The organism is Streptomyces sp. NBRC 110028 (assembly GCF_001417735.1).
In the GTDB taxonomy this organism is placed as follows: domain Bacteria; phylum Actinomycetota; class Actinomycetes; order Streptomycetales; family Streptomycetaceae; genus Streptomyces.
Genome location: NZ_BBUZ01000025.1, coordinates 552860 through 575928 on the forward strand (window position 1 = coordinate 552860; position 23069 = coordinate 575928).

A 23069-nucleotide genomic window follows, 5' to 3' on the forward strand; every position below is an offset into this window, starting at 1 on the left:
CATCGTGAAGCGGAACGGCGGTGATCAGGCCCAGGATGACCTGGCCGCCCGCGTCCTGCACCTGGAGACCCCCGATCCCGCGCGGCGCGCGGAGATGATCCAGCTGATGAGGAAGGCCGTGGCCCACGGCGGCCGCAACCTCGGCGTGCCCCGGGAGATCGGCGAGTACGCGCTGGCGGCCCGCGGCGCGCACTCCAAGAACACGCTCATCACCGGCCCGGACGGCAAGGGCATCGGCCGCGACCACACCGGCACCCCGATCGGCGCCATCGACTTCGACCGGACCACGCTCACCCTCCTGCGCCGCGAGCCCGACGGGACGCTCCGGGTGGACTCCACGGTCCCGGCGCCCTGGTACCGCCCGGATGTTCCGGGGCCCTGGCTGTTCCGGGCCGACCGGAAGGGCGGCACGGTCTCCATCGGCGGCCCGGTGCCCCACGACGAGATCGGCGAGATGTTCTACCGCGACCCGGTGCTGGGCCGGATCTGGCTGGAGGCCCCGGTCGTCCTGCTCGTCGACGGTGCCCGCTCCCGCCCCGGCGAGCCGGTTGTGAACAGCCTGCCGGGTCAGATCGCCCTGCTGTCGGGCCGGCAGGCGTTCGCCGCGTACGGCAAACCGGTCCTCTACACCGACCCGGCGACGGGGAAGACCACGGTGGCCCTGGAACCGGACGCCTCCGGCCGCCCGCGCCCGGCGACCGACCTCCGCCTCGTACGCCCGGCGGAGGTCCGCGGATCACGCCTGACCGCCGCACCGCCCGCGGCGCCTTCGTCCGCCGCGCCGGCGCCGGCGCCGGCCACCCAGGCCACCCCCGTCCACGCGGCAGCGCCGTTCGCCCCGCCGGCGCCGGATGCCTCGTACGCGCCGGCCGCCACCTCCGGGCCCGCCGCCGGCCCCGGTCCCGCCGCTGCCCCCGCGGCAGCGTCCGCCGTACCGTCTCTCGACGACGTGAAACTGGGAGTCGGCCGCCGGTTCAGCGCGCTCATGCGAGAGATCGGCCACCCCGTGGTCCTCGCCGGCGGGGCGCGGGGCAACGTGCAGTTCGACAATCCGCGCCCCTTCGAGATCCTGGAGTTCCACCTCCCCGCGAACGCCGGGCAGCTCGCCGACGTCATCAACCGGGCCCTCGCGCAGTGGTTCCCCGGACCGTTGCAGGAGAGCCTGAGCGCGAGCGCGGACGGACGTACGCTGTCCGGGGTGGTCCAGGGCGTGGAGATCAGCGTCGGCACCGCGCCGCCCGTCTCCACCGCCACCGTCGAGATCGACGGCTTCACGCTCCCGGCCCGCACCGAGTCGCTGGCGGACACCGCGTACTCGCTGGCGCTGCGCACCGACGAGGAGCGGCGCGGAGAGGACCTGTTCGACCTGCTCTGGGGGCTGTCGGAGACGCCGTACACCCATGAGCTGCCGGTCGATGAGCTGGAGCTGCTGCGCGGTGCGGCGTACCGGCAGGCGGCTTCACCCGGGGCCGTGGGAGGGCTTGCCGCACGGCTCCACCAGGTGGTGGGCGAGCTGAAGCGGGACCCCGGCCTCCTGAAGGCGCACGAGGAAACGTGGGTGGACGAATTCGGCGCCGAGCAGCTCGACATCGGCTGGCTGGGCCAGGCCCTCACCAAGCTGGACGACGCGTTGCGCGCGGCGGAACCGCTCTCCTCCGATCCCCTCGGGGAACTGGCGTCCCGGCTGCCCGAGATGGCCCCCGCCGACCGGGCGCGGGAACTGGCCGGGCTGTCGCCCGCCGAACGCGAGCGGCTGGCGTCCAACCGCGCCCTGGCCGACGTGCTGCACAAGAAGGTGCGGGACGAGGCGCTGCCCGCCACGGAGTTCGCCGAGACGGCGGCGCGGCTGATGCTGCAGATGCCGGCCGGGGTGGACCAGCCGGTGTCCTCCCGGACCGAGGCGCTGGCGTGGACGGCGCGGATGCTGCGCGACCCCGACGTGGCGGCGACGCTCCTCAAGGGCGGATCGCGGCTGGTGGTCGTGCCCAAGAGCGAGGCGATGACCTCCCTGGACGCCTTCCGCCAGTGGGAGGGGAAGCGGACCGGGCTGGGCGATCGGCTGTGGGACCAGGTCCGGGGCTCGGGGGACCGGACGACGGCGGTGACGGAGGAGAACCTCCTCGGCGAGTTCACCAGCGTGCCGAGCGACACCCCGGCCTATGCCGACGGGTACTCCACGACCACGCACGAGTTCGCGCACATGATCCACCGGCACGGACTGAGCGAGGCGGACCGGGAGCTGATCACGAGGGCGTACGAGGAGAACCGGGCCGCCGGGAGTTACGGCATATGGCCCGACGGCCCGTTGTACGGCTACGACGCCGAAGGCAACCGCACGGCGCCCAACTACTCGTCCCTCAACGAGGAGGAGTACTTCGCCCAGCTCACCAACGCCTACTTGGGGACGAACAAGGGGAGGGACCCCTACACCCAGCACCAGCGCTACAACGGCGCGGACTGGGTCCGCAGGAACGAGCCGACGCTGTTCCCGCTCATGGAGCGGCTGTACGGGCCTGCTCAGCAGGCGACGGACGCGGCGACGGACCAGGACGCGGCGACGGACCAGGACGCGGCGAGGGACCAGGACGCGGCGAGGGACGTGGCCACGGCCAACCCGCTGGGGGCCACCCAGGCGGAGAACGAGACGTACGAGGCGGTCCGGGCGCTGTGGGACCGGGCCGAGGGCATCCACGTGCCGCAGCCCCACGCCGTCGTCCCGCCGCCTCCGTCCCCCGTACAGCCGGTCGGCGCCGTGCTGGACGCCCCCGCGCCGCCGCCCCCGGGGGCGCCGCCGGCGCACCTGGGTCCGGACGAGGAGGCCGCGGGCCCGAGCGGCACCCGGACGCTGTCCGGGCCGGTGGCCGCGCTGTCGCCGGGCCGCTCCGGTGAGCTGTCGGAGTACATCCGGGCCTATGGCTCGCGGCACGACGGGCACGTCGGGCTGGTCCTGCACGAGCCGACCCCCGACCGCGTTCTGGAGGGGCTGTACCGGCAGATCATGGGGGCCCTCGGGGTCGACCCGGACACCGCCGGGGGCGAGGCCGTACGCGCGCAGCTGGACGATGTGCTGAGCGCGGAGGAAGTCGAGCTGAACCGGCCGGCCCTGCGCAGCAGCCGGGGCCATCGGATCACCGTCCGCCACGGAGACCGCGAACGGAGCGTCGACGTACGGCTGGCCTACAAGGACGCCGACCGGTCGGCGAAGTACGGCCGGGGTGCCGATGACAATCCCCCGACGGTCCCCGATGTGCAGCTGGAGCGCCGTGCCGAGGGCGCACAGTCGTCCTCGGACGCGGAGAGCTCGGGGACGGTGCGCAGCGGCTCGGTGCCGTGGACCGCGATCTACCCGTCCGACGGTGCCGGGGCGGTGCGCTGGTGGGACGGCACGATCTCGCTGTCCATCACGCACAACCAGCTGGCCGAGTCCCTCACGGTCGGAGAGACCTTCCTGGTCACGAGCAAGCAGAAGTCCACGGAACTGGCGCACCCGATGGACTTCGCCGGGCAGTGGCAGGTCCGGGTGGACGCCCCGGAGGGCAGCCTCACCGCCCACTGGTCGCCGGAACAGTCGCACGGGACGGTCACGGCGTGGTTCCCCGAGCACGTGGTGTTCGACGACGGCACCGATGCCACGGACCTGCCGGAGCCCGGTGACGTGGACGACCTCCCGCTGTGGAGCGCGGAGAGCGTCGGGGAGCCGGGCCGGCTGCTGGCCGAACTCCGCGCGGATCCGCGCTTCGCCGCGTTGAACCATCTGGGAGCCGGCTCGGACAGGGCGCTCAGGGACTTCGTGTCCGAGCGGATGCTGCGGGGCGGCGCGCAGCTCCAGAACAGCGGTGGGGTGTTCTCCCCGACCCTGCTGGACGCGGACGGCAACGCGGTCGGTGTGCTCGGCCTCACCGTGCGGATCGAGCCGGGCCGGCCGACGGTGAAGAGCCCCGAGGCCCAGGCGTTCTTGGAGACGTGGCTCTCGCACTCCTCCAGCGTGGACCGGTCGGCGAGGCTGACCAGCGGAATCGGGATCGAGGGCGCCGGCGGGCCGACGTTCACCACCGACCACGCGCCGGAACACCCCCGGGGAGCGGCGTCGTTCGGCGGCAACCTCGTGGGCAAGGCGGGCGTCAGCTGGCAGCAGAGCGAGGCGCAGAGCGCCGCCAACAGCGCGACGCTGATGCACGGGGTCTACACGGGCAGCAGCCATGTGGCCAGCTCCAACCGGGTGACGTATGAGGTGACGCTGTTCCGCGCCCGGGGCGGTGAGGTCAAGGGTTCGTTCGGGCCCTGGGACGACGGCCTGCGGCTGCGGTCCGCGACGCGGGAGACGATGGAGGGCCACGAGCCCCTTCCGCACGAAGTGCGGGACCTGCCCGAGCACCTGGAGAACCTGGACAACGTCGGCTTCTCCGAGACGCCTCTGAGGGTCGACGGCGCCGACCCGCTCTTCCAGCGGGCCGAAGCCTGGCTGCGGCAGGAGGGCTTCCTGCCGCCCGCCACGCACCAGAGGGGAAGGGTTCTGGACGAGCCGCGCGTCCTGGCGCAGTTGGAGAACCTGCGGCGGCTGGGCCAGATGCGCACCCGGTTCGGTCTCGCCTCGTCGGTCCCGGACGCCGTCGACGGCGGTCACCCCGTCTGGTTCGAGCTGCCGGGCACCGTCACCGGCACCCGCCGGGTGCAGCTGCGCTTCTCCCTCACCCGCGACGCCCGACGGACCTCGCGGCACACCCGCAGGCTTCCCAAGGTCCACCAGATGGGATTCAGCGCCTACGAATCCAGCGGCGGGCGGCAGCGGGGCACGGCGCTCGGCGGCTCCCTCGGGGGCGGCGGCGGATTCAACATCCCGCTCGCCGACGGCGACTGGACCGTCAACACCGGCCCCGACTACACCGGCACCGGGCAGCTCTCCGACACCGCCACCACCGGCGAGGCCGTCGGCTTCGAACAGTTCGCCATGACCACGGAGGACGGCAGCGAGATCTTCAGCGTGCCCGCCAGGCTCGCCCTCGACCTCTACGAAGGCACCGACGACCAGCCGCGCGTCCACTTCGCCGACCACCTCCCCGCCGCAGACGACAACGCTGCCGACGACAACACCGACAACACCGACAACACCGACGACGCCGGCGGCACCGCGCTGATCCAGCTCCCCGCCGTCACCCCGCACACCGCGCCCGGCGCCGTCCGGTTCCTCGTCCCCCGCTACCGCACCCGCGCACCGGGCGGCGATGCGGCGCTCACCGCGTCCCGGGGACATGTCATCCGGCAGCCCGTCACCGACGGCGGGCCGAGGGACGACTACCGGCGGCTGGCCATGGTGGACGCGCAGGGCCGTCCGCTGCCCGGCATCACCCGGATTCCGCCGGGCGCGCTCGTGGACTCCTTCCGTGGCACCGCCGCGGTGATGGAGGCGCTTCGGCAGATCGTCGCGGGAACCTATCCGGGGCACCCGGAACCGGGACCGGTCGGCCGGGCCGTGCGGCGCGCCTCGGAGACGGTGACCGGCCTGGCCACCACCGCCAGGCGGGGCAGCGACGTGCTGAAGCGGGCGCTGCCCGCGAGCGCGACCGGTGCCGTCAACCGGATCGGGGCGGGCGTCACATGGGCGGCCACGCCGGTGACCTGGGCGGCCACGGCGACCGCCACCGGAGCGGCGGCGACGTACAAGTGGACGTCGGCGGCCGTCGCGGGCGCGGCACTGAACGACCAGGGCACGCTCGCCGCCGAGGCCCGGTATGACGGGATCCGGCCGGCCCAGTTCATCTCCCGGGCACCGCAGATCCTGGAGGGCCGCTACCGCCTGGGCGCTCTGACGCTGCCCGGCATGGCGGTGGACGAGGTCATGATGGTGGAGGTCGAGGGCTATCTGTCGAACCCCCGCCACCGCGGCTCCGTGCGGATGATGTACTCCGAGCAGGGCGTCGTCATGTCGGAGACGTCGGGGCAGCGGCGCGGCGTCGGCCGCGCGCGCCAGGGCACCTTCCAGCTCACCGCCCTCGAGACGGCCGCGACCCCGCCCCAGGTACTCGCCCGGCAGGGGAACCCGAGCGGCCGCTACACCTACTCCCGCCGCACCGACGACACCAGCGCGCTGAGCGCCACCACGGCGATCACCAGGGTCCCCAACGAGGTGGGCGACTACGAGTGGATCGACAACGACGTGACGTTGCTGCTGACGTTCCAGCGGGGCGTGCGCAACGCCTTCGGGAACGCGGTCGGCCTGGGCGGCCACGCCCCGGTGACGGTCGCCATCGACGTGCCGCGCGGGGTGGGGTTCCTGGCCTCTCCCCGCATGCTGGCCCGCTACGCGATGTGGTACCAGGGCGTGTCCGGCCTCACGAACATGACGCTGCCCCCGCCGAGCGTTCCGCTGCCCGCCCGGTTCGTGAGGACCCGCGAGCTCGGCTTCGCGACCGTCCTGTCGGTCACCCAGCTGGACGACAGGACCAACCGCAGGGAACGCAGGGACCGGCTCCGCCAGGAGGCCATCGCCCTGGTGGAGAACGAGGCACCGGGCGTCACCCGGCCCGGTCACGCCTCCCATCTGGCCTGGGTGCCGGCCAGGATCGCCGACCTCACCGAACCCTCGGCGCTCCGCGCCCTGCCAGGACGCGGCCCGGACGGTTTCGTGCGGTTCCACTTCCTGCACGTCGCCTTCGGCGGAGCGCGACTGGTCGAGGTGACCTTCTCGGCGGAGCCCGCGATGCAGACCCCGGCCCTGCGCGGGGTACTCGGCCGCCCGGCCGGTGAGGGGCCCGGCCTGGAGCAGGTCCACACCCACGTCCCGCAGGCGAAGGCGGACTCCTCCACGGTCAGCACGACGCACCAGGCCGCGGTCAACCCCATCTTCCGCTACCCGCGCCCCGATACCACCGGGCGTACGGACCGCGAGGGCCCGTCCCTCGCCCTGACCAACACCCGTTCCCGCACGACCCGGACCGACGCCACCGGGGAGGACCGCGACTGGCTGCGTTCGGACAGTGCCGCCGAGTTCGACGACATCGACTACGACTACACCGTGTCGGTCCGTTCCCAGCTGGTGTGGGGGCTGCCGGCGAACATCCCCGGCGGGGTCGTCCAGGCGGCGCTGCTGAACCTGTCCGACCTCGACGGCGATCTGGGCGACAGACTGCGCCAGTGGGTGCGGCGCACACTGCGCGGCAGGCCGGTGAACTCGGCCACGGTGCCGGTCGCGACCACGTTGCGGTTCACCGGCTCCGAGGCCGCGCCGCCGCTGCGGCACGCCGCCCCCCACCTGCCCGCCCTGCTCACCCAGGACCCGCTGCACCTGTCGCCGCAGCAGGCGCGGGCCCTCGGCACACAGCCGTTCCCGCACGGCGCCCACCTGCTGCCGACCGGGCCGACCCCGGTCTACGACTACAACGCCTTCCCACGGCTGACGCAGGCGCTGCGGGCCGTCGCACCGGATCTGGCCGCGTCCTGGGGGCTTCCCGCGAACTCCTCCTCGAGCGCGGCGGCCACCCGTCTGGGCGAACTGGTCCAGTCCGGCGAGATCAAGGTCGACGCGCCGCGCGCGGCGGCGGGCCTCACCTCGCGGATGCCCGGCAGCTGGCCCCTGGCACAGCCCGGTGCCGCCCCGTCCCTCGGCATCACGCTGCACAACCCGCGGCCCCTCACGGACGCGGGTGACGTCGCCGTGGACCGGGTGCGCAAGCAGAGCCGTGCCTCCTCGACGACGTCGTCGGCCGGCAGCTCCTTCACCCTGAACCAGCTCGGCACCTACAGCCTCGTGAGCGGCAACGTCCAACTGCTGGCCCTGCAAGTGCCCCTGGCGGCGCAACAGCCCCACAGCCACTCCTCGGGGGGCGGCGCCTCCGCCTTCGACTTCGGCCGCCTCAGGATCGGCAACACGACCGAGCCCGAAGACCGGCGCGGCATGCGCAGTTACGAGGCCCTGGTCGACATGGTCATCACGGTGAACGGCCCCGAGGGCACCCGGTACGTCACCGGAAGCGCCACCGTGCGGCTGTGGGAACGCGATGTGCTCGGGTTCGGCGTCACGCCCGCGCGTTCCGGCCCCCGGATCTACGACCTGCCCGCCATGCTCGCCGACCAGGACGCCGACGACCTGCGCGACTGGGCCCGGCACCCCCTCACCGAGCTGTCCGAGGTGCTCGCCGACGGGATCGACGAGCAGGACGACGCGGCGCAGCTCTGGCTGGCGCTGGGCGACGACCCGAACGGCACACGGCTCGCCCGCGCCCTGTACACGGCCTCCCGGACCGCCGCCCTCTCCGGTAAGCCGGTCGAACTGGTGGTGCGGACCGATGAGGGCCCGCGCAACTGGCCGTTCACCGCGGACGGCACCCTCGCCGATGTCACACCGGCCACCGGCGACGTCTGGCGACAGGTGCGGGAGGCGATCGACACGCATGGGCGTTCGGTCGCGTCCGAGGCCACGGGGCGCCACCTGGAGGCCCGGCTGCTGCGGCGGCAGCCCGGCGCCAGGCGGGCCCTGGCGACGGCCTCGGCCGTACTGGACACCGCCACCACCGCCCACCAGGCGGCCGAGCGGGCCCAGGACGACGCCATCCGGCACGGGAAGGCGGTCCAGGCCGCGCTCACCGGGGTCCGGTCCGGGATCCGGGAGGCGGAGCGGGAACGGGATCGGGTGGAGTCGGCCGCGCGCGACGCGCAGCGCGGCTACGACGCCGCCGCGACGCCGGAGCGGCAGGCGACCGAGCGGTGGCGCACGGCGCAGGCCGAGGTCGAACGGCTGGAGGCGCTCATCGCCGCGCCCCCGGCGGCCGACACCGCCGCCACCTCCCGCCATCACGAGGAACTGGCCGAGGCCAGGGAGCTCGCCTCCACCGCGCACCAGGAACTGGCCGACATCGGGCGGCAGCGTCAGCGGCACCTCACGGCCGCCAACGAGGCGCGGAGGCAGGCCGAGGAGATCCGCGCCGGCCTCGACGCGGCACGGGAGCGGGAACAGACCCTCGACGCGGAATTCGAACGGGCCAAGGGCGCCGCGATCCAGGCCCGGGAGGATCGTGAGGCGGCGGCCGAGGAGCTGACCCGCAGGACCAACGCCCATGACGCGATCCGGGGCGAGCTCGATGCCATCGAGCGGCAGCTGGACGACATCCAGCGGCGGCTGGCGGCCGTGGTGCGCCGCCACACGGACGCGTGGAACGGGCTGCCGGGTCTCGTCGCCGCGCTGGACGCGGGCCGCCGCGCGGAGGGCACGGGCGAGGGCCCGTCGCTGCTCGGTTCCCTGTCCGCGGCGCCGGCCCGGCCACTGAGGCCCGGCCGCTTCGGACGGCTGCCTCTCCTGCCGCCGCCCCCGGCGGAAGCACCGCGGCCGTCGGCCGGAGCCGGCACCACCGTGCCGGCGCCGGGCCCCGGGCCGCAGCGGCGGACCGAGCGGCCGTCCGCCGCGGTGGCGGACCTGGCGGCACGTCTGCCGGGGATTCCGGCGGAGCGGCGCTGGGCGGCGCTGGCGCCGCTGTCGGCGGCGGACCGTGAGGCGCTGGCGTCGGACGCGACCCTGATGGACTTCCTGCGCCGCGCTCTGCCCGCGCCCGAGTTCGCCCGCGTCGTCGCCCAGCTGACGGTGCATGTGCCGCCGGGCGTGAACCTGAACGTGTCGGCGGGTCTGGAGGCCGAGGCGCAGGTGGCGCAGATGCTCCAGGACCCCGGGGTGGCGGCGAGGATGCTCGCCCGCGAACGGGTCGTCGTCGTGCCCAAGGACATGGCCATGACCTCGCTGGAGGAGTTTGACGACCTCCGGGGAAAGCACGCGCGGGACGGCCGTCCGTACGACGAGACGCGCGGGGTCCACCACGGTGAGCGGGGTCGGACGGCGGTCACGGAGGAGAACCTCCTCGGCGAGGACAGCCCGCTCGGCGCGACCTACGCGCACGGTTATTCCTCGGGCAGGCACGAGTACGCGCATGCCATCCATCAGAATCTGAGCACTGAGGACCAACAGCTCATCCGGGACGCGTACCACGCGAAGAAGCGGCAGGGGAGCGCGGCCGCGTGGCCGGACGGCGACCTGTACGGAAGCGACGGCAGGGGGCCCAACTACTCCTCGCGGGACGAGTACGAGTACTTCGCCCAGCTCACCAACGTCTACTTCGGGACGAACGGGGGCGTGGACGAGTACACCGGTCTGCCCCGCAACAACGGGGCGGCGTGGGTGCGGCAGCACGAGAAGACACTGTTCCCGCTGCTGCGGCGACTGTACGGAAACCCCGCGGGGACCACCGCCAACCCCAGGGAGGACGCCGAGACCTGGGCGGCCTTCCGCGCGCTCTGGGATCAGGAGGAGGGCGTCCACCGCCCCCTGCCGCACGCCCCCGCGCCCGCGGCCCCGGGACCCCAGGGCACGTCGCCGCTGCCCGGCGGGGTGCCGGCGATCGTGGTGACGCCCCCCGAGGGGGAGGAGCCCACCGCGGACCGCGACCCCGGCGCGGAGCCCACCGGAACGGCGGCCCCGGCACCGGCTGCCGGGACGCGTGATCCCGCTCCGTGGTACCTCGCCCACGGGGCGATGGGCCAGGCCATCGTCGCCAAGTCGGTGCAGACCATCGACTTCCGGCGGGAGCACGCCGACTTCTGGGCGGAGCAGATCAGTGCACGCCTGGACCTCCAGGGGCCCGGTCCGCACACCACGCTGCGTTCGGGCATCAGGTCCGCGATCAGCGATCTGCTGCTCACCTCCAAGCCGAAGGACTGGGACGACATCCTCGCGGCCGGCCGCACGGTGGTCGTGGACGGCCGGCTGGTGTGGCTGCGGCCCGTGCTGCGCGACCTGGAGCCCCTGCCCCGGATCAAGGGGGACGTCAACGAATACCCCGTCGGCTTCGGTTCCACCACGACCGGCGGCCGGAGCGGGCACGAGACCGCCCAGGGAGTGGAGTCGACCCTGCTCAGCCTCGTCAGCCTGGGAACGAACATCGTCGCGTCCGCGGCCGCCGTACCCGCCCCCCAGCTCCACGTGGGCTCTTCCAAGTCCACGGACAGCGGCTGGTCGCGGACCGTCGTGTCCGGGCGCAAGCCCTTCATCAACGAGCTCGTCCCCTTCAGCGCCGGTCTGCGGATGAAGGTGTTCGTCGACGGCGAGGACGCCACTCCGACCGTCTTCCACCAGGTCACGGTGGCCGACCGGATCCACGTCGGCATTCCCAGCCCCTACGTGGGCGAGGACGGGCTCCGCCCCGACTACGGCGCCCCCGAGGCCGAGCGCTCCCGGCACCACCGCGCCACACGCCCCTCCCAGGCCCGGGAACTGCTCCAGGCGGTCGACCTCACGCCCGCCATCGCCGGGCTGCACCGGAACCTGCGCGCCGCCGGGCTGCCCGCCCCGGCCGTGAGGAAGATCCTGCGGCAGGTCAAGATGGACCAGGCCCAGGGTTTCCTGACCGAACCGACCGCCCGCAGCCGCTACCTCTGGTGGGCCGGCGGGGACTCCTCCAACGGAGTCGAGGTCTCCGGGTCCCTGTTCGGCACGTTCCGGGGGCATCTGCGGATCCGCCGGGAGATCGACAGCCTCCAGTACCTCGGGGACAGCAAGATCGCCACCCGTGACGACATCGGCACGGGCGACAGCACCAGTGCCGACAGCCAGGGGGATTCGGACACGGCGTTCGGCTTCGGGTACAACACCGCCGGAGTCGGCGCGGGCAGGGACTCCTCGGCCGAGGTGAACGAGGACGCCTCCTCCCACTCCGAGGACGAGCCGTCCACCGAGCTGTCGGGCCTCCTGCCGGCCTTCGGCGTGAAATTCGGCGCGAGCCGCGGAACCGGCCATTCCCTGGACTCCTCGCGCGCGAGCCACACGGTCCTCAACGACTTCGCCGAGCAGTCCCGCTACCGCGCCGGGCTGCGCCTCGAAGTGACCATGGAATCCAGTACGCACAAGATCGCCCCGGTGCAGGTCACCACCGAAGGCGAACTCAGCGTCCCGCGGCGTGAAGCCCAGCACTTCGTGCGGCGCACCGTCGGCGCGGGGTGGACCGCCGACCTGCGGCCGGCGGCCGACGGTCCGGACGCCCCGCGGCACCGTGTGGTCTCCCTTCCTCCGCCGAGGAGGTGGCTGAGGCTGCCGGAGACCGGGCCGCGGTTCCGGTTCCGGATGGCCGTGGAGCGGGTCGCGGGGCTGCTCACCCCCCACCCGCGGGAACCGCTCGCACTGGCCTCCCGCCGGGGCCTCGGCTTCGGCGTGCCGATCGCCCTGCCGGGCGCGGAAACCCTCCAGCCGGACCTGCGGGACGCCATCGAGCGGCTGCACGTCCTGGACGTCGGTGCCAAGGCGGCGAAGAAGAGCGACTGGGCCCAGGCCGACCGGGACCTGGCGGCCTTCTACGGGCGGCCGGCCCTCGAAGGGGACCCGGCCTCGGCGCTCCTCGGCATCCACCGCACCATCCAGGTCGGCGGACGCCGCTACAAGGTCTCCGCGAAGGCGAGGTGGGGCCACCGGATCGACGGACCCAGCCCGCTGGCCGATCCGGTCACCGAGGGCGGCCCGGCGGGTGACTTCGCCATGAAGGTCAACACCCGCGCCGCCACCGGGGCCACGACAGTCGGCGCCCGCGGCACGGGCTGGAGGGTGAGTTTCACCGCCGGCGCCGGCGCCCGTCTGGCCATCCCCGAGTACGAGTTCTCACTCGGCAAACTCCACTTCACCACCCCGCCCGTACGCATGCAGTTCGGTGCCGTGCGAGGGGTCATCAGCAGGTCCAGGAAGAAGAGCGCCAAGTACGGCGGCGCCGCGGGCGGCTACCGCCGGACCGAGACCGCTCAGCGGGTCGACGAGCACCGCTACCAGATGTCCCTGTACTGGACGGTCACACCCGAGGCGAAGAAGAGCCGGTGGAAGCCGGGCTGGCTGAGCAGGCGCCGGTTCATGAACGGGCGCAACCCCTTCGTCGCCCGCGTGGTCGTCCCCCAGGAGCACGCCCCCGCCACCCCGGTCACACCGGAGCAGGCACGGGCGGCCGGTCACACCGTCGTGGGGACGGCGCCGACCGAGACCGGCCGGGGGCTGGACTTCTCCGGCGGAGCCCAGGGGATCTACCCCGTCTTCCACCTCATGCCCGAGCTGGCCGAACTCGGCGCCCGGATGTACGCCGAGCGGCTGTACGCCGGGGAAGGGAACCAGGACACGCGGCAGAGGCTGATCGACGCCTGGCTCGGCAACCCCGCCGAGTGGCCGCAGGAGATCCGCGACCTGGCCCACCCCACCGCTCTCGCCTCCCACTTCGGCGAGGAGGTCGGCCAGGGCGGATACGAGAAGGAACTGGCGAAGGACGGCAAGTACAAGCAGGCGCTGCGGCTGCGGATTCTCGTGGACAACGTGAACGACCTCGGGGCCCGCCCGGACACGGAGGTCGAGCACTACCTCAAGGGCAACGCCAGGTACGAATCCGAGCGGGAGGGCGAATGGGGCCTGGGCGTGACCGGCACCGTCGGCCCCCAGATGCGGTTCGGCGCCGACGCGAGCAGGGGTGACCACCCCTCCGGCCCCGGCGGCAGGCTGGCCGTCGTCGGCAGCGCCTCGGCCACCGGGACCCGGGGCAAGGGGACGGCCGACAGCGCCGGCCGGATCGACATCACCCGGGCCACCTACGGCGGATCCGTGCACACGCTGCGCACCGACCCGGTCTTCGAACTGACCTACGTCCGCTGGCACGGCGACGAGCTCACCGAGACCACCCGGTATCTGCGCGCCACCGAGGCCCTCGATCTGCTCGTCCCCGAGCGGCGGATGTCCGACATCCTTCCCCCCGCGGCCGAGACGACCGCCGAGACGACCGCCGAGACGACCGCCGAGACGACCGCCACTACGGCCACCGCTACGACCGCCGGGACGACCCGGACCTATCTCGACACCGGCCTGCTCTCCGGAACGGCGCACTCCGAACTCCTGCGCGTCGACGTCCTGAAGCCCATCAACGACCGGCTGCGCGCCAAGGGGATCATCCGCACCGAGCACGACGGGACCACGGCACCCCGCCCCAACCGCCTCCAGCGGTCCCTGAAGGCGGCCTTCGCCTCGGAGGCCTTGCAGAGCGAGTGGTACGCCCTGACCAACGAGGGCGTGCTGCGCTGGTTCCCCGTGCCCGGACCGTGGGGGACCACCCGCTACCTGTGGGTGAACGTCACGGCCACCGAGCTGGACCGCCCCCATCAGCAGCGTCCCCGCGACGAGATCAAGCTCACGCTGCGGGGCGAGGCGGTCGAGGAGGAGTCCGTGAGCAGCGATACCGGCTGGGAATTCGACGCCGGTGTCGATGTCCGCGCCCGTGCCGGAAACGAGAAGGGGCACGGCGGCATCGAGGCCGAAGCCGAGTACTCCGCCTCCCGGGGCACGAAGGAGGAGAACGCCGAGAAGAAGGTCGGGATCTACCGGGCCAACCCCCAGGACCCCTCCGAGGAGTTCGAACACGGCGTCACCTTCCGCGTCGAGATGGGGATGACCACCGAACTGCCGGAAGTCCTCACCACCCCCGCCCGCGGTGCGCTGTCCCTGGCGCGCCTGTTCTCCCGGGCCGGCGGACCCCAGGGCAGCCCGTCCGTCTTCACCTGGCACGACCCCGGCGACGGCCCGGACCAGCTCGTGGCCGGCGACGTGCGGCTGCTCGTACCCCGCCACCTCACCGCCCTGACCGACCGTCCGCAGCAGTGGCCCCTCGACCTCACCGCACCACGCGAGACGCAGGTCACCTGGGACTCGGACCCCTCACCGGCCCCGCCCGCGCTGCCCGACGCGTTCCTCGGCAACCTCCACCCGTGGACGGTGCCCGCCGCCGCGTCGATCGGGCGCTGGGCCAAGCTGACCGCCGTACGCCACCGCACCGCCCCCGCCCCCGAGGTGGGCGAGCCGCCGCAGATCTCCGGCCTGGACCGCACCACCACCGCGGGCGTGCGCTACCACCACCGCACCAGCGGCAACGTGATGCGCCCCCGCGTCCAGCAGCTGCTGAGGCACGCCTACCGGGTCCCGCTCGGCGACCGGTCCGCCGTCGTGGGCCTGGAGCTGGACGGCGCCGAGATCCTCGGCCCCCCGGAAGGCGTACTGCTCAAGCAGCGCAGGTACCACCAGGCCGACGAGGAACCCAGCTACGAGGCACACCGTGACAGCGGCTGGCGGATCGCGGCCGGTCCCGAGGCCGGCGGTCCGCTGGACGATCAGAAAATGCTGGAACGCCTGCCGATCGACATCATGAACTGGGAGAACAGCGAGAGCCGAAGCGCCGCGCTGGGCGATACCGACGAACGCAACGCGGAAGGAAAGCGGCCCTACCGGGCCTACCGCTTCGATGTGACCGCGGTCGTCGACGGGCCGCACGGCACCGTACGGATCAAGGTGCCGGGCGGTCTCTATGGCGGGCTGCCGGTGGACAAGAACACCGGCAAGCTTGCCGACGGTCTGGAGGACGACCCCACGCTGGGCCCCCTCCTCCGCCCGTCCCCTCCGCCGCCTCCCGGCCCCGAGGCCCCTCCCGGCCCCGAGACCCCTCCGTCCCCTCCCGGTCCTCCGCCCCCGCCCGGTTCTCCGGCTCCTCCGGCTTCGCCGGCCCCCGAGACGCCCGGTGGGCGGGGCGTGGACTCCCGTACGGACACCACGTCGCCGTCGACGGTGCCCGGCCCGGTGTCGGCCCGCGGGCCCCTGCCGGTGCGGAGCCGCGAGGAGTTACGGCGGCTGGTGGATGGTGTGGCGGAGCAGGCGCCGTCCGAGGAGGCGACGGTGGAGCGGTGCCTTGAGCTGCTGCACACGCTGCGGGGCACGATGTATCCGCAGGGGGTGGCCCCCGCGGTCGCGCTGGACGACTCGGCGGTGGGCGTCAGGTCGGCGGCGTCCTCGCTCGCGGCCGGGCCCGGGTGGCGCGGGGTGCGGTCGTGGGATGTGGTGGCGGACGCGGTGGCCGCGGCCGGGCCGGGGTCCGCGGCGTTCGTGCTGGCGAGGCGTCAGGGCGGTGCGCTGGGCCATGCGTGGGCGGCGTACCACCTCGGCGGCGACGACGGTGTGGTGTGGGTGGACGTGCTGGCCGGTGAGGGCCGCCGGGTGTCGGCCCGCCCGCCGCGGATCGCGCCGTCCGACGCCCGCGCGGTGGTGATCGACCCCGCCGGGCGGGTCGCGGAGCGCGCGCTGCCGCCGTTCGCGCACTCGTCCTCCACGGCGCACGCGGCACCCGACGCGGCGATCGAGGACCGTTACGGTGCCGTCGGCCTGGAGGCCGAGGAACGCCGGGACCTCTTCGTCAGCGGGGTGGCCCGCAGGGGGGCGCATGTGCTGGCCCACGGCCCCGGGCTCAAGCTCGTCACGGAGGCCCACATCTTCTGGGAGACGGCCGACGGGCTGCTCCACATCCGGCGGCCGCAGGTGGCACCGGGGGCGCAGCAACCCGTCCAGAAGAGGTACGTCATCGGGGAGTTCGTCGTCGAGCCGATGGCCGCCCTCCCGGGAGAGCGCCGGCAGTCCCGGCAGCAGGCGCTGGCCCAGCTGGGGCGGGCGCGTGCCGCCGCGCGGATCGCGGACGACCGGCAGGTCCCGGTCCCGCTCTCCGAGGTGCTGCTGCCCCTCGGCGGCTGGACGCTCACCGACGTGGGCAAGGAGGCGCTGGTCAACCCGGCCCCCGAGGGTTTCGACTGGGCCTCCTACACCCAGCTCACCGTGGGATACCCCGTCCTCGGCCTCAGGGATCTCCAGGACCTCGCCTTCGAGCGGCTGAGCGATCCGTCGGTCGCCCGTCTGACGGCCGCGGGGCGCGTCTTCGGGCAGACGGCCACCACGGCGTTTGTGAACCGGGTCCTCGGCCACGGCGTGGTGGAAGACCACTTCGTTCCGTTCCTCGCGGCCATTCCGGACATCGACGAGGTCTGGGGCTACGGATGGCAGGGCTTCCAGAGCGTCGCGGCCTGGCCGCTCTTCGCCGTCTTCAACAAGGCCAGGCGCGAGGGCGAGGATCCGTTCATCCCCAAGAATTTCCTGCCGACCGCCTCACGGCACGCTCCGGACCGCGTTCGGCGGGCGCTGCGGCCGCGCACGCGGGCGTTCCTCGAAAAGCGCCATGACGAGCTGTCGGATGATGTCGCCCGGCAACTTCTCACGGTGATGGAGCGCTATCTGCGGCGCATCACCCCGGGCGAGCGCGTGACCCCGAGGTTCTTCGACATCCCCGCCATCGGCGGTGTGCCGACGCCTCGCGAGGTGTGGACGGCCATCCTCACCGGGCGCACGTCCCGGGGCACCACCGTCAGCCAGTGGGACGCGACCCGTATGAGCGACGCCGACTATCCGACCCTGGACACCGACGACGGCCGGCTGGCGGTCGCGGTGGCCCTGGAGGAGCTGCGGCACTTCGGTTACACGGGCCAGTACATGACCCCCGAGGAGATGTCGCGGGCCGTCGAGGAACTGTCGGCGCGCAGCCGGGCCGCCTACGAGCGGGCGGTGAGGTTCCGGGCGCCACTGCCCGAGGACGTCCTCCGCGAGTCCGTTCTGCGCATCGTGAACAACCCGGTGGTGCGGGATGTCGCGGGGTTCCTCGTGGTGGCCGCGATGACGGGCATACCGCAGGCCGGCGCCGCCACCAGGACGCTGATGACCGTGTCGGACAGTACGGACATCGCGCTCGCGCTGGGCGATTACGCCCTGGGGACCCCGTTGCGCCCGGACCACCCCGCGCCGCGGCGTCTGCGGGACGCCGTCGCGGAGGCGTTCGACCTGCTGCCCCAGGTGCCCCCGGGCGGGCAGCAGCGGGCCCGGACCATCTTCGAGGCGGCGCGCAACGCCCTCGGCGTCCTGCACGACCCCGCGCGGACGCCGCCGGTCATGCACTGGGCGTCGGAGCTCGTGGCGCTGGACGGGACCCGTGTTCAGCTGGACCGGATATCGGTGGTCAAGCACCGGGGTCCGGACGGCAAGCCGGTGGGTATCTCCTCGCGTCCGGCCGGGGACTGGGACGGGCGGCAGAACACCTATGGTCTGGTGTCCGGTACGGGGCAGTTCACCTGGGTGCGGCCGGGGCCGGTGCCGGCCGAGAGCGCGCCGCGGCCGCTGCCGTTCAACGCGGCGTATCTGGTGGGTCTGCGCGGGGACGGTTGGGCTGCCTCCCTGGCGTTGTCCGATGGTGGTGGCGCGGTCTTCGACTACGAACGGATCGTGGACTTCCTGTTCGCCGTGGACGGCGATCTGACGGCGCTGCCGCCACAGACGCCGGTGCTGGTGGCCGGGGCGGACCTGGCGGGCCCGCCGTCGCATGACCCGTTGGAGCGGCCCCTCGCCGGTCAGGTGCTCGCAGGCGGTGACGGTCTGGACCGGTGGGTGTGGACGACCGCGAGCGGGCGGGAGCCGGTTCTGGTTCCGGCTGCCGGGGACGCGCCGTCGCGCTTCCAGCTCGCCGAGGGTGACTGGTGGGTGGGTTTCCGGCCCGAGCCGAGTACGGCCGAACTGGGCAGGATGGCCGAGGAGCTGACCGGCGACCGGGGCCGCGCCCCGGATGTGCTGCGGTGGGTGCGGGCGATCCGGCTGGTCTACGGGCCGATGCTGGAGAACGACCTGGCGGCGTTCGGGGCGCTGCTCAGGGGGTTCTGGGCCCTGGAGCTGACCAGGGCGGGCCGGCCCCCGCTGACCTGGAGCGACCTGCGATCCTCGATCAGCTCGTACTTCACCGCCAACGCCCGGCCCGAGCCGCCGCTGCCCATGGCCCTGCCGTTCCTGCTGGTCTCGGCGGCGGGCTCGGTCGGGATGGATCTGGAGTTGTCCCGGTTCGCCCTGACCCCCCGCCACCACGCCCCGCGCGCCTGGGTCCCGGGCGGCGGCTACTCGGCGCAGCCGGAGGAGACGGCTCTCTTCCCGCCGCCGCAGGGGCCCTCCGCGCCACCGCTCACGGTGAAGGCGCCGCCGCCTCCGCCCGTGTCGGGGAGCTTCACCGGTCCGAACGACCCCCTTCTGTCGTCGCGGACGGTGCTGACGGGCCCGTCCGGCACGCCGCAGGGGCGCAACTTCACGGGGAAGCCCGTGAGCCGGCTGCTGCCCGGGAAGGTGCGGCTGATCGAGACCCGGCCCGGCGCCTCCCCGGTGGTGGTGTCGGAGGAGGACGCGCCGTGGCCGGATTCGGCGTATGTCATCTGGGCCGAGGGCGAGAACGGGCGGATGCTTCTTCCCGACGGCCGGGTGCTGGACAAGCGGGGGCTGGCCGATGTGCTGGCGGCCGATCCGGAGCTGGCGGCGCTGCCCGCGGACGTACCGGTGGTGCTGGTCCTGTCGGAGGCGGGGGACCAGTACCAGGAGATGCTGGAGGAGGTGGAGGACCGGCTGCGGCGGAAGGTGTGGGGACCCAGCGGTGCGGCCCGGCTGGAGCCCGACGCGGCGGCGGGCGGGCACCGCCCCGTCATCGTCGACCGCGACCCGGATCTGCCGCACGGCGGCTGGGTGCCGTTCGACGCGCCCGCCGTACGGGAGCCGTACGAGGATCGTGAGTGGACGGCGCTGGACGGGACGACGTTCCGGGACAGCGATGTGTACACCCGGCCGCTGCTCTCCGATGATCACGAGCACTTCGGCCGGATCTCCGTGCCGGAAGATCTGCGGCGTCGTGAGCGCCTGTTCCGGACGTACCGCCGGATGCGGCGGATCGCGCACGTCGCACCGGCCGGTGGCGTCGAACGGGTCGTCAGTACCGAAGAGATCACTCCGGACCCGGCGTGTTACGTCTACGCGGGCCACGGGACGCTGGGCGGGCTCGAACTGGTCCTCCGCGATGGCCGGACGGTATGGCTGGGCAAGCAGGACGCCGGTCGGTACATCGGCGGGCTGCCGGAGGTGCGCCGGCTGCCCAAGGGGCACCGTATAAGCCTGGAGGTCTGCTGGAGCGGGACGGACGGCGACCCGAAGCAGCCCGTCTCCGTGCTTCAGCCGGCTCCGCACGTCGACGATCCGCTGGAGGACGTGCCGCTCTTCCAGTACACCGCCAACGAAAGCCGGTGTGACACGGATGCGCCCACCAGGCCCACTGGCCTGAACCCCCAGAACCGTGTCCTGTCCGAGGCACCCGGCGGTACCGTCACACGCCGGGTCACCGCCCGCCCCGAGCCGTTGGACCACGAACTGGACGCTCTGGCGCGGGACGCGGAGTTGCACACCGGCCCGGAGCCCGTGTCACCGGAGACCCGCGCGACCACGCTGCGGCTGGTGCGGGCACTGCGGAGGATGCTCGGCAAGGGCATCGAGGACGACCGGGCGGAGTACCTCACGGCGTTGCGGGGGATCGGCGCGCTGGAGCGGATGCGCGCGAACGACCCCGAGCTGAGCGGGCTGACGCCCTTCCGCCTGGGCCTGTGGACGTTCCTCGCCCGCCGGGCCGGTGGGTTCGCCCCGAGCCGGGCCGACTATCTGGCCGTGCTCGACGACGCCCGCGCCCGGCTGGCCGACCGGCCGGACGCCCGGCTCACCCCGGACCCCGACCCCGCCCTGGTGTACTCCCTCGACCGGATGGCGAAGGATGGTGACGCGCACGTACGGGCCGTGCTGAAGCTGGACGACTCCGCCCCGGTGGGTCCCCGGCAGGTCGCGCGGGCCCTGTGGGCGGGCGTCGCCGCGTCCCAGCGCCTCGCCCTGCCGCCGCCGGAGGTGGAGGAGCTGGGCCGCAAGGTGCTCCACCTGGCGCCCGGCACCCCGTGGGAGGCGCCGAACGCCCAGGAGCTGTGGCGGGTGACGGCCAGGGCCGCCGCCCGCGGCGCGCGGGTGTCGGACGCCGATGTGCTGGCCGCGTACCACCTGGAGGAGAACGGCGCGTTCGACGATTCCATCCTGCTGAAGAACACGGCGCCCGACGCGGGCGGCGAGACCCTGCGGGGCGTCAACTGGAGTGGCAGGCCGGCACCGAACGGCATCACATGGGAGAGCGTGGACGAGGTCGCCACCGAGTCCGGCGGAACGACCAGGCCGTACCAGCCCATGTGGCGGGCGCAGCAGACGGACATGCCCATCCTGCTGGTCACCGATACGGACCAGGCCGGGGGCATGGTGCTGCACCTGCCCGGACTCGGCCCCGTACCGGTGTCCGAGGGGGAGTTCCTCGCCCTGACGGACCTCATGACGAGGTTCTACGCGATCCCGGTGAAGACCCCGGCCGTCTTCCTCACCACCGGTCCCGGAGGCGGGCGGCAGCGCCCGGTGTCACAGGCGTACTCCTACCGCACCGGGCGGTTCGCCTACAGCTATACGGCGCCCCTCGACGTGGTGGGGACCGATGCCTCGGAACGCTTGCGCATCGCGGCGCACCGGAGGGACGGCGACGGGAAACGGGGCAAGTGGGTACAGACCCGCTGGGAGAGGCCGGACAAAGCGGCCGGGCAGCCGGCCACGCCGGCGGCCGGCCGGACCTCCTCCGCGCCGGCCGACGCTCCCACGGTCGAGGCCCCGGACGACGTCGCCGCGCGGCCGGAGCCACCGCGCCACTCACCTTCCATGCGGGCGAAGTTCGGCATCGAGCTGGAACTCGGTGCCACGGTGCCCTTCTACGCCCGGGGCGTGGTGCTCGCCCGCGGCAACGGCTGGCGGCTGGAGACCGACACCCCCGACGATCCGCCGTACACCCGCTCCGACCTGGAATTCGTGCTGGACCCGGCGTCCGACTTCGGACAGACCGAGAACGCCCTCCGCGAGATCATCGCGCTCGTCGTGCGGATGCGGACCCTGGCCCGGACCGACCCGGATCACCGGTTCACGCTGTCCGGCCTGCTGGGAGGAGCGCCGGACCGGGCGGGCCTCACCCTGGAGCGGGACGAGACCGTTACGGCCAACGACCTCAGGCTCCGGGCAACGCTCCAGGCCACCTACGGTGTCGGCCTCGACGACCTCGCCACCGCCATCGCCGATCTGTACCCGGCCGCGGAGGCGGAGGGGGTGCGGCGGAAGGTGTCCCGGGTCGAGAGGTTCTTCGCCGGGGAACACGGCCGGCCCCCGGCGGCCCGCGCCGTTGAATTCACGCGACTGATCGTCCTGTACCTGGAGCGAGCGGGGAGGGCCAACGGACCAGTGAAGGACCGGCTGATACGGCGCCATGTGGCCGCGGCCTTCCGCCTGATGTCCCGCAGCGACTTCTGCGCCGTGCGCGACAAGCTGCTCACCGACGAGGAACGCGCGGACGTCGACCTCCTGCTGCTCAGCCGGCCGGGCCAGGAGATCCCGGACCTCCTGCGCGCGCTCGGGCACGCCCCGGGGGACCGGGTGTTCCGGAATCCCTACGAGGACAAGGACAACAACCTGAACGAGGGCCCCACCCAGGCCGACTGGCTGCGGTCGATCGTGTACGGCAGGGGAGAGGGCGAGTTCAAGAAGGACCTCCTCTCGCCGCCGCCCGGTTTCCCCCTGCACACCGGGGATCTGGACGTGGACTTCGGCATGGGAGCTTTCGGTGTCGACGAGGACAACCAGCTCATTTTCTTCGAAGCGCGCGCCGCGGTCTACCGTCCCCCCTCAGCGCCGCTGAACGGCCTCACCGTTCCCCTCGTGGCGAGGGAGTTCACGACGGCCATGGGCTACAACCCGACGCTGTCGCAGGGGCCCGCCGCCACTGGGCCCCGGGTGGAGGCGGTCGAGGAGGCCCGCAGGCTCGAAGCGCGCTGGGAGGCTCTGAAGGTGTTGGTCCCGGCCGTCAAGCGGGCCGCCACAGCGCCCACCCCCAGCGCCAGGCGCATCCTGGCGCGCGGTCTCGGCAGCCTGCAAACGGAGATCGACGACCTCCTCGCGAGCGACAGCTCCGACCTGCCGGAGGCCGTGGCCCGCCTGCGCGCCGTGTCCGAGAGCCTGTCGCGGCTGCGGCGGGCCTGGTTGGAGGGCGGGGAGGTGTCCGCGGTCTTCCCGGAGCTGGAAGCGGCGATGGCGGAGTTCGAGGTGGCACTGTGGGAGGAGGGGAATTGGCTGGGAGGGATATGACCGGACGGAGCCGTGACGTCAAGCCCTCCGTGCCCCGGACACCGACCTCGATGCGGCTTCCGGAGGCCGGCGGCCGTCATGATGTGCCGCACGCGCCTGTCGCCGGGAACCCGCAGGCCGAAAGGCCGCCGCTCCCCGCCCGGACGACCGACAACTGATC

General features: G+C 73.4%; 1 protein-coding gene (cut by a window edge). It reads left to right on the top strand.

The annotated features are described in order from the left end of the window. Window positions 1–22909 carry the final stretch of a lonely Cys domain-containing protein gene (locus tag ASC60_RS14750; RefSeq protein ID WP_267892795.1) on the top strand. 49520 nt of this gene lie to the left of the window's left edge, so 22909 of the gene's 72429 nt are visible here — the last part of the coding sequence; its start codon lies beyond the left edge, outside the window; its stop codon occupies window positions 22907–22909. Window positions 22910–23069: the final 160 nt, after the last annotated feature.